13 protein-coding genes are annotated in these 12,727 nt (G+C 41.7%); 1 reads left to right on the top strand and 12 read right to left on the bottom strand.

Translation table 11 applies throughout. From position 1 onward, the window contains the following. Positions 1-26: 26 nt before the first annotated feature. From ACQ4KW_RS05870 to ACQ4KW_RS05820, 11 genes are all read right to left on the bottom strand, one after another. Positions 27-992 (bottom strand): Panacea domain-containing protein, encoded by a 966-nt coding sequence (locus ACQ4KW_RS05870; protein ID WP_430885603.1) that lies wholly within the window; start codon positions 990-992, stop codon positions 27-29. 143 nt (positions 993-1,135) lie between these two features. Then, positions 1,136-1,798 (bottom strand): ABC transporter ATP-binding protein, encoded by a 663-nt coding sequence (locus tag ACQ4KW_RS05865; RefSeq protein WP_430885602.1) that lies wholly within the window; start codon positions 1,796-1,798, stop codon positions 1,136-1,138. After that, on the bottom strand, positions 1,798-2,556 hold the full coding sequence (locus tag ACQ4KW_RS05860; RefSeq protein WP_430885601.1) for an ABC transporter permease: 759 nt from the start codon (positions 2,554-2,556) through the stop codon (positions 1,798-1,800). Before ACQ4KW_RS05860 ends, ACQ4KW_RS05865 begins: the two co-directional genes overlap by 1 nt. Next, positions 2,543-3,646, bottom strand: a complete 1,104-nt coding sequence (locus tag ACQ4KW_RS05855) for an ABC transporter substrate-binding protein (protein WP_430885600.1) — start codon at positions 3,644-3,646, stop codon at positions 2,543-2,545. Before ACQ4KW_RS05855 ends, ACQ4KW_RS05860 begins: the two co-directional genes overlap by 14 nt. Before the next feature lie 181 nt (positions 3,647-3,827). Beyond that, positions 3,828-4,193 (bottom strand): hypothetical protein, encoded by a 366-nt coding sequence (locus ACQ4KW_RS05850; protein WP_430885599.1) that lies wholly within the window; start codon positions 4,191-4,193, stop codon positions 3,828-3,830. Beyond that, positions 4,193-4,993 carry a DUF2284 domain-containing protein gene (locus ACQ4KW_RS05845; protein WP_430885598.1) on the bottom strand — a complete coding sequence of 267 codons (801 nt, stop codon included), beginning with the start codon at positions 4,991-4,993 and terminating at the stop codon, positions 4,193-4,195. Before ACQ4KW_RS05845 ends, ACQ4KW_RS05850 begins: the two co-directional genes overlap by 1 nt. Before the next feature lie 71 nt (positions 4,994-5,064). After that, positions 5,065-5,226 carry a hypothetical protein gene (locus ACQ4KW_RS05840; protein WP_430885597.1) on the bottom strand — a complete coding sequence of 54 codons (162 nt, stop codon included), beginning with the start codon at positions 5,224-5,226 and terminating at the stop codon, positions 5,065-5,067. A 16-nt stretch (positions 5,227-5,242) separates the two neighbouring features. Next, the gene (locus tag ACQ4KW_RS05835; protein WP_430885596.1) at positions 5,243-6,250 is read right to left on the bottom strand and encodes a FecCD family ABC transporter permease; all 1,008 of its coding nucleotides are present in this window, start codon (positions 6,248-6,250) and stop codon (positions 5,243-5,245) included. Next, positions 6,243-7,238, bottom strand: a complete 996-nt coding sequence (locus ACQ4KW_RS05830) for a FecCD family ABC transporter permease (RefSeq protein WP_430885595.1) — start codon at positions 7,236-7,238, stop codon at positions 6,243-6,245. Before ACQ4KW_RS05830 ends, ACQ4KW_RS05835 begins: the two co-directional genes overlap by 8 nt. Beyond that, positions 7,239-8,216 (bottom strand): ABC transporter substrate-binding protein, encoded by a 978-nt coding sequence (locus ACQ4KW_RS05825; RefSeq protein ID WP_430885594.1) that lies wholly within the window; start codon positions 8,214-8,216, stop codon positions 7,239-7,241. Between the two features lie 75 nt (positions 8,217-8,291). After that, positions 8,292-9,071: an ABC transporter ATP-binding protein gene (locus tag ACQ4KW_RS05820; protein WP_430885593.1), complete on the bottom strand. Its 780-nt coding sequence runs from the start codon at positions 9,069-9,071 to the stop codon at positions 8,292-8,294. A gap of 216 nt (positions 9,072-9,287) precedes the next feature. On the opposite strand from ACQ4KW_RS05820, the gene ACQ4KW_RS05815 reads away from it, so the two are divergent. Then, positions 9,288-10,304 (top strand): helix-turn-helix transcriptional regulator, encoded by a 1,017-nt coding sequence (locus ACQ4KW_RS05815; protein WP_430885592.1) that lies wholly within the window; start codon positions 9,288-9,290, stop codon positions 10,302-10,304. A 105-nt stretch (positions 10,305-10,409) separates the two neighbouring features. On the opposite strand, the gene ACQ4KW_RS05810 is transcribed toward ACQ4KW_RS05815, so the two are convergent. Then, positions 10,410-11,615, bottom strand: a complete 1,206-nt coding sequence (locus ACQ4KW_RS05810) for an ATP-binding protein (RefSeq protein WP_430886543.1) — start codon at positions 11,613-11,615, stop codon at positions 10,410-10,412. Positions 11,616-12,727 lie beyond the last annotated feature (1,112 nt).

Genomic DNA, 12,727 nt, shown 5'->3' with positions numbered 1-12,727 from the left:
TATAAATGAAAATATTATTCTCAAGATCACTGCTTATATTTCTTAATTTTAGGATCTGTCATCTCATCTAAGAGATCCCACAACTCCCTGTTACGCTGCTCTAGATCCTGGTTTTCCTTTTCAAGTTCAAAAAGTTTGTTGGTCATTTTTCTTTGTCTTTCAACTTTCATGGCCATGTTGATCCGCTCATCTACCTTTAGACTTGGTCCCTTATATTTCTCAGATACAAACCAGACAATATGAAAGACATCACCAATAAAGACACCAAACATGGAACACCTTCTTTTTACGAGAACAATTTCTTCAATATGGTATTGTTCCCTATGTTCTGGTGTAAAAGTCAGACCATAAGCTTCAAGAAGTCTAGCCTTGTCGCCCAGCTGCCTAAGTAAATTTTTCTGTTTAAGCTCTGACTTCTTCATACCAGTGACATCTGCCATGGCCATCATGATTTCTTGAAACCATCCCCCTCGATTGAGGGCATCTTCATTTTGTGCCAAGTCAAAATTCCAAAGTTTAAATCCAAAGCTCATGGGCTTCTCATCATAGTCTGTCATTATAGCGTCCACATACTCAAGACCTACGCTTTGAAGGCTTTCATCTGAAAGTATACGTCTTGACGCCTGCCAGTCTTTGAGATTTTCACGCCCATGTTTCCAAGGTTTTTCATGCATAGAAAGCCACTTTAGCTCTTCCCCGCTGAAATGACCATAGTTTTCGAAAACCGTCTCTAAAACTTCCGACTCCGTTTTCTTGAACCCATCATAAAGAGGCATCATGGGGATTTTATTCCTCCCATATGCCTTAAAATGATTATGCAGTTGGGCTATGGCCGGACCATTTATCCAAGCTTCTATGTCTTCTTTGAAGAGTTTACGCCCTAAAGTCTTAAGCGCCCAACACTGGGCATAGTAACACATTTTTTCTAACTTTTGAGGTGTCATAGATGCCCTACCTAAAAAATACGAAGCCACATGCATGACGTCCAACATAAGAACACCTCCTGGTCTTTTGATCTATTCATACTATGTTTTTCTTCAAGTTACTTACTTTATACCCTGTCAGTCATAGTCTTATGACATAAATTAAAAGAGAGCCTAAAAGACCCTACGCAGATCCTTCTAACTCTCCTTGTTCATCTCTTCTTTATATTTTTATGCCTAGTTATTTTTTTCGCCACATCTAATATTTCAAATCCGCAAATAGGATTTCCCGTCAGTTTTAGCACCGTATCGCCCAGCCTATAAGCCTCTTCGAGATCATGAGTGACCATAATAACCGTCTTCTTGTCCTGTTCAATAAGGCTTTCAAGCAGGCCCATGAGTTGGTCCTTCAGCTCAATGTTAAGCCCTTGAAAGGGTTCATCTAAAAGAAGGATGTCATGGGGCATGGAAAAGGCTCTGGCAAGAGACACCCGCTGTTTCATGCCACCGCTGAGGGTGTTGGGGTAACTGTCTTTGAAGTCTAAAAGATCAACCCTTTCTAAAAAGGTCTCAATATGGTCTTCAAGTTTTTCAGAGGCAACTTGACCCTCTAAAACATAAAGGAGGTTTTCCCGAACCGTCAACCAAGGAATGAGTCGACTTTCCTGAAAAACATAGGATATACGTTTGCTGTCAAAGCCTCTAAGATGCCCTGTAAAATCCCGATCCAGTCCAGAGATAATCTTAAGCAGGGTTGACTTGCCACATCCCGACGGACCAAGAAGACAGACAACCTCTCCACTTGAAATATGTAGGGAAAAGTCTTTTAGCACATCTAAAGGCCCAAATGATTTTGAAATGCTTACAAGCTCCATTAAATCACCTTGAACCTTTCATATATATTGATCTTTTGAATAAAGTAGTGGGCACATTTTTGAATCATGACACTGGACAGGACAATCAAAATGGTCCATGCAAAAACGTGGTCATATTCTAAAAACACCTTTCCATTATACAGCTGCAGACCAATTGAGTTTTCTATAATACCAATGAGTTCAGCCGCAATCGTGGCCTTCCAACATATGCCCACACTTGTTAATATGCCTGCAAACACATAGGGCAGGGTACTTGGAACATATAGTTTAAGGACTTTTCTATGCATGGGCACTCGGTATACTTGGGACATATTAACCAGCTCAGAACGCACCATTTTATAACCGTGTAAAACATTGTTATATATGATTGGAAAGCAAAGCAATATGCCACAGATAACAGGCACCAGGGAATCGTTCTTAATATACATAAAGAGTATAATTATAAAGGAAACCACAGGTGTGGCCGTAATGAAGTTGACCATAGGCACAAAGAGCTTGTAAACAAACTCGTTTAGACCCGCAAGAATTCCAAATACAACGCCAAAGACGATGCCAATGAGCAGGCTCAGTAAAACGCGACCAAGACTCGACAAGATAATCCCATAGGTCTGCCCGCTCATAAGTAAGCCTATCAGCACCTGGCCAGTCCGTAGTGGAGAAGGCACTATGAAGTTGTCAGCGAGGGCTGAAATAAGCCCCCACAGTGCAATCCAAAAGAGAAGGATTAATAATCCTTCTCTGATTTTAATGGGCTTCATAGTAGAATGCGTCCTCCGGTAACTGTCCGCCAACAGCCTTTGGGTTGAATCCATGAAGGATTTCTAGGAACTTTTGTACAGAAGGCTTGGCAGTTTGAGCATCAATCAATGTGATGTTGCAGTTAGGAATAGCCTTTGTTGCCAGTGCGGCCTTAGGCAGTATACCAAACTTCTCAATTAAAAGACCCGCGTCTTTTGGATTTTCATTCACGAAGTCAACAGATGCCTTGTACTCTTCCATAAATGCCTCAATGACCTCAGGATTTTCTTTTGCAAAGGCCTTGTTGACTATAATTGCACCCATAGGCAGTAGGGATCCGTCTGTTACCTTTTCCCATTCGCTTGTTAAGTCAAGGGCAATCCTAGTTGACTCGCCACTTAATAGGGCTGACGTTACAAAAGGTTGTGGTAAAAGCGACACTTGTGAATCCCCTGAAATGGTCTTTGCGGCTGCTTCAGAGTGCTCAACTGCATATTCAACAGCCACGCTTTCATCCAGTCCGTTTTCTTTTAATATGTAGTTTAATACGTATTCAGGAGAAGCCCCCTTGCCAGATGCAAGGATTGTCTTACCGCTCAAGTCTTCAATAGACTGTATCTCTTGCCCATTTTCAACAATAAATAAAACGCCCAGAGTGTTAACCCCTAAAAGTTGAACTTGGCCCTTTGTTTTTACATCTAAGACCGCTGCTAGGTTTGAAGGCACAGCGGCAACATCAACACTGCCTTTGACGATTTTTCCAATGATTTGATCCGGTGCACCGGCGATTTCGAAGTTGTAGTCAATGGCGCTTTGGCCAGCTTCATCATTTTCCATGAGCTGTGCCATACCCATTCCCGTTGGACCTTTTAGGGTTCCAATATTTAAAACAGGTTTTTCAGATGGGGCTTCAGCTTCTTCATCACTTGCTTCTTCTGTATTTGTGTTTTCCGTATTTTCTTCTGTAACAGTCTTATCTTCTTGACTGTCAGTAACTTCTACCTGCTCTTTATCTGCCGGTGTCGTTTCTGTTTCCGTCTTCCCTGCACATGCTGTTAGAGCAAATACTAAGGCAAATGCCAGGGTCAATATGGCTAGTCTTTTCTTCATAATGTCCTCCTATGTAGTGTTTCTATTCTGTTGTGTTTCTACTCTGTTGTGGTTCTCTTTTGCAGTGGTTCTTCTGTGAAAACCTGTAAAATTCAGGTCTTTCGCTAGAATTATAGTATAATGCTTGATCAAAGTCAACGATAACCATTCTCATTGAAATAGGCCTATCCCATCCAATGTCTCAAGCCTTATAATAGACAATTGCAGTTTTTACAAATCGCCCCCGTTTCAGGGGTTTGGCCTTACCAGGCCAGTATCCATAATGGCCCATAATATATCTTATCATGGAGCCCAGTATTTGTCGGTATCTATAGATGTGTTCTAAGTCAAGCAAGCCCTTTTCCACATACGTCTCTTCAATCTCTTCAATAACGGCTTCCATAGCTGGACGCTTCTCTTTTGTAAAAGCAATCATGCCATCAACAGATGAAGGCCTGGTCAAGCCTTCAAACACAGTTTGAAGCGTCTGATTGTCTTCTAGATTTCTAAAACGCTTACCGGCCGGTTCCGACATATACATTTCGAAAGTCAGCTTTTTATAAGTCACTATAGTTCCACCTCGATAGGGCCTAGGGCATTTTCTATGGTTTGGATGTCTATTTGCTCACCAGACAAAATGGCGCTACACGTGTTAAAAGACTCCGGCAGTTCATTTTCTGTCCAGCCCAGTTGCATATCAAAAAACCGTTCATAGATATCTGAAACTAAGAAACCCAGGGCTTCAAGAGAGTAACGCAATTTATCTTTGTGAACACAGGCCTGCCCCTTTGTTTTGGTGCAAACTTGGCAAGATGTGCATGATCCTGGTGGAAGCCCCACCACACTTTCATGACCTTTTTCCAGTTCAAGCAGTTCCTGAGCCATATGATCCTTTACAAGATTGAAAACGTACATGGATAACTGGGACTTCCAGTCTGTTTGAACGTTTGGATTGTTTTTTGTGTAATTGCTAAAGACCCTTGATGTAAAGGTCTTTTCTTTAAGCCTTTCACTCTCTTTTTTTATTATATCCGTATTAATATGGGTCATAATCACCGTGGCGTAATTGTATTGGTTTAAGTAGTCATCTATGGAGAACTTGAACTCAGGACAAGAATGATTTTTTCCAAAATTACTACAGCTTTGACAATAGCCTGACACGGTTTCTAGATCGTGGCATTTCATGAGCTGTTTCATGGAAACTTGTTTAATGGATATCTTGGCTTTGACTTTCACTGGTTTCTCCTTTTTGGCCTCATTTAAAGTTTCAATTAAAGTTTCAATTAAAGTTTCAATTAAAGTTTCAATGCCTGACTTTAAGGGCCTATTTTCATTTTTGAAGTTCCATCCCTCGTTTTGAGCTTTCACTCATTATTTTGAGCTTCTACTCCTCATTTTAACATGTAGAGAAAGCACAGGCACGTCTTGCGCGGAAATTTTTAAGGGTCTTCTTTCTTAAATGACTTTTTTGGAAAGCCGCATACCCCCTCTACAGTTCTTGCCCCATCCACTTTTGATCCAGGCGTGATCGCCAGCTCGTAAATACTATCTAGGATTAAATTAGACCTGGCGTATATCTGCATCAGTTTACTCGTTTTCATAGAATTTAGCCCCTCATCAATGGTTGCTCTTCACAACCAAATATAAAAAGTAAGGTGCTCCAATTATAGCCACGACAATCCCTGGCAATAGCCCTTGAGGTGGAAATATATTCCGTCCAATCAAGTCAGCCCCCATTAAAAAGAGCCCTCCTAACAAGACACTCCCTACTAAAAAATACTGGTGCTTGGGACCATATATTTTTTTTGCAATATGGGGCACAATCAACCCGACAAAGGAAATAGACCCAGCAACCGATACAACCACTGCAGCAAGGGCCACAGCATATAGGATAAGGGCGTGTCTTTCCCGCTTTAGATCAACCCCCAGACTCTGGGCTGATATGTTATCAAGGCCCAATATATTCATGGTGCGTGCCTTTGCGAAAACTAAAAACATTAAAAGAAGCACGACCACTAGGCTTACATGGACAAATGCCCATTTGTCTCCCCATATGTTGCCACTTAACCATTTATAGATAAACTGGACATCTTCACGTTCTGCTGATGAAATAAATAAGATCATCATGCCGGATATGGCTATAGCACTGCCAATACCGGTTAGAACCAATTTGTCCACATTGAGTTGACCACCTTTTTCTCTGGCCACCATAAGGGTTATAAGGAAAGTGCCCATAGCTCCCACAAAGCCTATAATAGGCAAGGTGTAGACAATACTCGCACCAGAAAAATCTAGACTTAAATAAGCCACAGTTACACCAAGGCCAGCACCAGCATTAATACCCAGTATACCCGGATCTGCCAAGTCATTCCGTGTCAGCGTTTGAAGGACACTGCCACTTAAAGCCAGGGCCATTCCCATAATTAGAGTGATTATAAGCCTCGGCATTCTTAGAGTCCATATTGTAAACGTTGATGCCTTGGTGCCCTTTCCCACAAGTGTTTTAAGGACATCCACCATGTCCATTTTTATGAATCCATGAGCTAGGCCATAAAGAAATACAATCCCCACTGCCAAAGATAAAAGAACATAGCTTATATATCTTGCACGACGGTTTTTAATCACTTGCTATCCCTCCATTTCGCACAACATATAAAAATATTGGATAACTTGCAACAGCCATTATTGCCGTCACTGGGGTTTCATAAGGTGCGTTTATAGTTCTTGACAGGAGGTCGGCTAGAATCATAAAAACAGCCCCTGTGAACATGGAAAACGGCACAATGTTTCTATAGTCACCACCAACAAGCCGTCTTACAAAATGCGGTATGACCAGACCAATAAAGACCAGGCTGCCTGAAAGAGCTATTGCCGCCCCAGTTAGACATGTGACCATGAAGAAAAATATAATTCGCAGTTGTTTTACATTTTCGCCAAGAGAAACAGCCAGTTCCTCATCTAGGCTGACAAGGGTCAATTTCTTTGAGTAGACGAGAGCCGTAAATGATCCAATGATTATAATGGGAAGAACAATGAATATTTCTTCCATCGTGACCCCGATAAGACCACTGCTTGCCCACATAGCCATTTGTTTAGAGCTTGTAAACCTCAAAGATATGGCATCTGCCACTGCATAAAGAAGTGTTGATACCGCCGCACCGGCAAGGACAGTTTTATTGTTGCTTAAGCTATGTCTGCCCCGTAAACTTATAAAGAAAACAAGAAGCCCTGATGCTGTGCTCCCAGTCAGACAAGCCAGTAAAACACCATATTGATCCATCCCTTGAAAAAGTGCTAATGAGAGCGCTAAAACAGCACTTGCCCCTGCTGTGATACCAAATAAACTTGGGCTGGCAAGGGCGTTCCGAGTCATGCCCTGCATATAGGCACCCGAAACAGCAAGGGCCATACCTGCAAGGGCTGAAGCCAGTACTCTAGGCAATCTCAGTTCTTTAAGAATTAATGTGTTTTCGTTTTGGTACCTGCTAAATATAAATGCTTTCACGTCCTGAAAGGGTATGTCAGCAGCTCCGAAAGCCAAAGCCACAAGAAAAGCTGATGCCAACACAAAACACAGCATTAGCACCAACCCTACCGTTTTTCTCTTATTCATTTACTTGGTAAAAAAGCTTTCTATGGTTTCCAGCTGATACTCTAGGGTGATGGGGCCCGTCATATAAAACGACTCCCCTTCCACCATAAGCACCTGATTATTTTTAACAGCCTTAATGTTATTCCACGTTTCTGTTTCCATAAATGCTGTATTTGACCCTTCAAATTGTGATAGTATCATTAGGTCTGCCTGATAGTCTTGAACCACTTCTGCCGAAATACTGTAGTAGCCATCTGTTAGGGCCACTTTTTTTACAGGATCAGTCATTCTTAAGCCCATTTCCTGATACACAACTTGGGTGCCACGACCCCAGTTGTCACCATAAAGGTACATTTCATCTCCATAGGCTTCAATAACTGAAATGGAAACATCCTCGCCGTACTTTGATTTAATGGCTTCCCCTGCTATTTTTGCCTTAGCTTGATAGCGCTCGACCCACTGTTTGGCTTTCTCTTCTTTGTTGAGCATTTTGCCATACTCGATAATGGTATCAAGGTAGTTCAATCTTCCGTATGTAAAAGAAACAGTCGGGGCAATTTGTGACAACTCTTCAAAGTTCTCATTAGAAGGTGAAGTGACAATAAGATCTGGATTGAGGGCAAGAATCTGCTCAAGATTGTCAGTAGCAACCTCAGTTGAATTCTTTAGACGGTCTTGAAATAACGCGTTATGTCCCGTCCACTGTTCATGCCCTACAACACTGCCATCAAAGAGAAGGACCGCGCCAGCCGCCGATGCGTCAAGAACCACTATACGCTCAGGGTCAGTTGGTAGTTCAATGTCACCATGTTCAGACTGATATGTGAATGTTTCACTTTGTGTTTGATCCTCATTTTGTATTTGGTCTTCATTTTGCCCCTGATTGGATTGCGTTTTCTCACTGTCTTGTGAGTTAATTTCCGTCGTGTCTGTGATCGGTGCCTGGGCACAGCCCGCTAACATAAACATTGCTAATAAAATTGCTAAATACTTTTTCATGATTCCTCCTCAGTTTAAAAGCCTTGTATCAGCATTACTGATATCAAGCTTTATAAAAACAGCTTATGCCTAAAATTATAGTAAATTGAATGACAAACACAGAGGTTTGCCTGTCTCCTTATCAGGGGCAATGTCTGCCTTGATATTGAAAAGTTCTTTAAGCACACCTTTGGTGATAACCTCCTGACTTGAGCCTTCTTTCACAATCTGTCCATCCTTTAATGCAATCAAATAGTCAGCATATTTAGAGGCTTGATTTAAATCATGCAGGACCATTACAATGGTCTTCTCATGATTTTCTTTTAAGTCGTTCAGGATCTCCAGTATTTCTAACTGATGTGATATATCCAAATAAGTCGTTGGCTCGTCTAAAAATATGATTTCTGTGTCCTGTGCCAGACAAAGGGCAATCCACACACGTTGTTTTTGACCGCCAGATAGCGTTTCAATTTTCTTCTTTCTAAAATCGAGAACCCCCGTCACCTTCAAGGCCCACTGGATCATGTCATAATCTTCTTTACGAAGGTTCCCTATTCCTGATACATATGGGTGACGCCCATAGGCAACCAGTTCTTCCACAGTCAGACCATTTGTCGCTTCAGGCTTTTGTGGCAACATGGCTAAAATCTTTGCAAGGCGTTTTCGTGAATAAGTCTCAATATTCTTGCCACCAACAATCACATCCCCTGTATAGGGAATAATGTTGGATATGGCCTTTAATAGGGTCGACTTGCCACACCCATTCGGTCCGATTATAGCTGTGGTTTGATTCACAGGTATATTGATGCCAACGGCTTTCACAATATCAGCCCCGCCATAGCCTACACTAAGTTTTACTGCTTTTACTTCATTCATATTAACCCCAATTTAAAATACTGTCCCTTTCCTAAGTTTGTCCATGACCTTATCAAAAGTAGACAAATAGGATATAATGACTTACACGCTTATTGCAAATGATTATCAAACGCACTTGCAAAAGGATTATAATTGATATTCATTATCAATACAAGCGTTTCGAACAAATCACTATTTTTTTTATGTTTTGCACTATTTTAGAAAGGTGCCACGCTCATGGGAACCCTTACTGACTTCCAGAAAAAATTCCTCAACCACATAGATTACAAGTCAACCCCCTTTAGCAGGCGCAGGGATTTTGGTCTTGTTTATAAAGATGCCAAAGGGCTTGAGACAGGACATATTGCCTTTTTTAGCAAAGAAGGATCTTATGACCTCATTTCAGCAGACTATAAAATTCCAGAGTCTTTCAGTTTGAACTTTCACACCAATGATAGACAGCTTCGCTTTGGCCTCGTACTAGACGGGGTCTCAGAATTTCAAATGGATAATAGACCCATCACAAACTTTTTGCCAGCCCCCTTCTTAGCCATCGAAGACCATGTCTGTGGCCTACAAAACTGGAAAAAAGGTCAACACTATAAGGGGATTGAAATTTTTGTGAACATGGATCATCTGGCCAGCTTAACGACTGACTTTCCTGACCTAAAACATATCCTAAAGTTAAGTGTGAACCACGCCATCTTATACTTGCCCCTTGGGGTTATTGACGTCCTCCACGCCCTTGATAATGCCATTAAAAATGAGACTCTCACCCCCCTGACGCTTCACGCAAAGGTTTTTGAGTGTCTCGCTTTGATCAGTTCTGAACTCGAAAACTCAGAAACCACAGCCTTTTATGACCCAGATAGAATAGCAGCCTTAGATATCACCAGCCTACACGCAACAGGGCTTACATCAGAAGACATTCAGGGCATTCAAAGGGCCAAGTCCATTATCAATGACAATTTGCAAACCCCGCCCACGATCAACCAGCTCAGCAAGATGCTTTACATGAATGAGCAAAAACTGACCTCGGGCTTTCGCCAAATGTTCAAGATGACCATTGGCAGTTATATCAAGGACATGCGCTTATCTCACGCCGCGAATTTACTGTCAACCACAGATTTAAGCATAGAAGCTATCGCCTCGCGTGTTGGTTACAGCCACCCTTCTAATTTTGGGAAGGCCTTTAAGGCAAAATACAAGCGAACGCCCCTACAATATAGGAAGTTCAGGTCCAGACAAGAATGAAATTTGTCATAAAACTTTCAAAAAATAAAAGTCTGCTTGCCCATGCTAAGGGTAAGCAGACTTTCTGTTTTGATATCTTTATTCATTAAATGGATGCAAGAATGTCTATTTTTTATCTTTGACCTTGTCTTGGTCTAGCCTTTCATAAACCTCTTTAATTCTCCGTATGTTCTCTGTCAAATCTTTCAGAACATTAACGTACTCACCTGATGGCTGTCCATCTGATGCTGGCTTGTTTTTAAACATTTCTTTTATGGAGGCGATTTCATCTGTCAGGTCGCTGAGTACAACCACGGCTTGTCCCATTTTGTCATCACCTTTGACAAGTTTGTTCTTATTGAAGACCTGCTTGATTTGATCATATCGCATACCTTCTTCATCAGTGAGACAATTATTGATTTCCTTCCATTTAAGCATGTTTGACTCCGCACCGGACGTCAGGGTCTGACAATCGTTCTCATAACTACCAACAATCTGTGCAAAAAGCTCATCGTCATTCATTACAGAGACCACGCGCTCAGCAATCTTGTTCATATTACGGTAGGACCCTTGCAGTTTAAAGGCTGGTTCATTTCGGTATTCGTCAGCCTGGGCCGCAGAATAAATATACTCCATATTCACCTTTAGAACGATATCACGAACCACATTTAGCTTTTCCAGCACCTGCACATACTCACTTAGTTCATCAGCTGTGTAGTTGCCTTCTAGGGTCACACTTTCTCGATCTGCCCCACCCGCCATCTCAATAAGACCATATAAGTCAGATTGATTTCTATTGGTCAGTTTGGACAAGACAGGGTTGGATGTCAGGCTGTTTTCTATATAGCTGAGTTTAAAGGCCTCTTCATTTTCACGAAGCATGTCCCCTAGGTTATAAACATCGGCACGATTGGCCAACATGTCTGGTATTTTAAATTTCTCTCCACTTTCTGTATATGGATTGCCTGCCATAACCACTGCAATTTTCTTGCCACGCAGGTCAAAGGTTTGACCAACACCATTGTGGACCCCTTCAATCTTACGCTGTCCATCACATAAAGAGATGAACTTTTGCAAGAACTCTGGGTTACAGTGCTGGATGTCATCCACATAGAGCATGATATTGTTGCCCATTTTCAGGGCAAGATTAAGTTTTCTTAGTTCTTCCTTAGCGCTGGAATGACTTGCTTTTGAAGGATCAAGCGAGGTCACTTCATTGCCCAGGGAAGGTCCATTGACCTTAACCATAATAAGGCCGAGTCGATTGGCAATGTACTCCATGAGGGTTGTTTTACCATAGCCCGGTGGAGATACAAGGAGCAGAAGACCCATTAAGTCTGTTCGCTTATTGTCACCCACAACACCAATTTGTTTGGCGAGGTTATCCCCTATAAGAGGTAGATAAACATCGTCTATGAGCTTATTGCGCACGAAAGACGTAAGAACATTTGGCTTAAAGTCATCCAGACGAAGCTGAGCCTTAAAGGTTTTAATCAAGGTCTTTTTAATATCCTGATACCTTATATAGTCCACAACAACCCTTTCACTGAAGTCCTTCATTTTGTCCATGAAGTCCGTATAGTGGAGGCTATAGCCCCCATTCTCTAGTATATTGTGGGTTCCAACCAGCCCCTCGATGGTCGCTTTTGTAGAGGACTGAACAACACTATCCATATTGACTTCATCTTCAAGGAGCAGAACCACAGTTTCCCCAAGGACACCGCTTAAGTCTTCTGGATCAACTTCTATATGTTTTTCAGAAGCCTGTTCTTGTTCTTTCCAGTAGGCACTGACCCATTCTTTGGTCAAGTAGTATTGGCCTTCTAAGTCTTCAGAACAATTTTGAAGAGACTGAGTGAATGTGTCTAGGGCTTTTTTGTCTCTTAGATATGATACGAAGCCATCATAAACACGTTTGGCATCTTGACTAATAACAAAGTTAGACCCACTGAGAAGTTCCTTACATAGATAGCTGGCCATTTCATGAACATCTGTCGACTTAAATAAAGAAAAATTAGACTGGGCTGATTTAAGTCTATCAATGACAAAAGGCAGATAGTCATCCGGTTTAGGTTCTGAATCAAAGAACGATGCTATTTTTGAAAGATGACCAAGTCGCTCTCTCATAATCTTCTTATCTGAAGGCTCAAGCATGCTATTCCAATACAGACGAGCCGCCGACCGAATATCATGAGGGTAAATCAGCAGGTCTACATTATGATAGAGTTCCAGAAGACCGTGGAGTATTTTAGCACCATCTTCATCGTGAACGCCCTTGGTATAGCCTTCCTGGTATCTTTTCTCCATGAAGGTCCTTACCGCTTCTGTCAGCTGGGGTAAAGACATGTTATAAAGTTCATCCAAACTTTTATAGGTCTGGTCACTGGCATTTCTAAACATTATGTATGCCAGATATTCCCCTCTATAGACATCAATGTTCTCAG

It is taken from the genome of Tianxiuia mixotrophica, assembly GCF_050596425.1.
Lineage (GTDB): Bacteria > Bacillota > Clostridia > Peptostreptococcales > Acidaminobacteraceae.
This window is presented reverse-complemented; position numbering and strand designations above follow the sequence as displayed.

Bases quoted from the DNA above. Each gene is read 5' to 3' on its own strand.
- ACQ4KW_RS05820 (WP_430885593.1), bottom strand. From the start codon at position 9,071: ATGAATGAAGTAAAAGCAGTAAAACTTAGTGTAGGCTATGGCGGGGCT.
- ACQ4KW_RS05865 (WP_430885602.1), bottom strand. From the start codon at position 1,798: ATGGAGCTTGTAAGCATTTCAAAATCATTTGGGCCTTTAGATGTGCTA.
- ACQ4KW_RS05840 (WP_430885597.1), bottom strand. From the start codon at position 5,226: ATGAAAACGAGTAAACTGATGCAGATATACGCCAGGTCTAATTTAATC.
- ACQ4KW_RS05855 (WP_430885600.1), bottom strand. From the start codon at position 3,646: ATGAAGAAAAGACTAGCCATATTGACCCTGGCATTTGCCTTAGTATTT.
- ACQ4KW_RS05830 (WP_430885595.1), bottom strand. From the start codon at position 7,238: ATGAATAAGAGAAAAACGGTAGGGTTGGTGCTAATGCTGTGTTTTGTG.
- ACQ4KW_RS05860 (WP_430885601.1), bottom strand. From the start codon at position 2,556: ATGAAGCCCATTAAAATCAGAGAAGGATTATTAATCCTTCTCTTTTGG.
- ACQ4KW_RS05870 (WP_430885603.1), bottom strand. From the start codon at position 992: ATGTTGGACGTCATGCATGTGGCTTCGTATTTTTTAGGTAGGGCATCT.
- ACQ4KW_RS05810 (WP_430886543.1), bottom strand. From the start codon at position 11,615: ATGGGTCTTCTGCTCCTTGTATCTCCACCGGGCTATGGTAAAACAACC.
- ACQ4KW_RS05825 (WP_430885594.1), bottom strand. From the start codon at position 8,216: ATGAAAAAGTATTTAGCAATTTTATTAGCAATGTTTATGTTAGCGGGC.
- ACQ4KW_RS05815 (WP_430885592.1), top strand. From the start codon at position 9,288: ATGGGAACCCTTACTGACTTCCAGAAAAAATTCCTCAACCACATAGAT.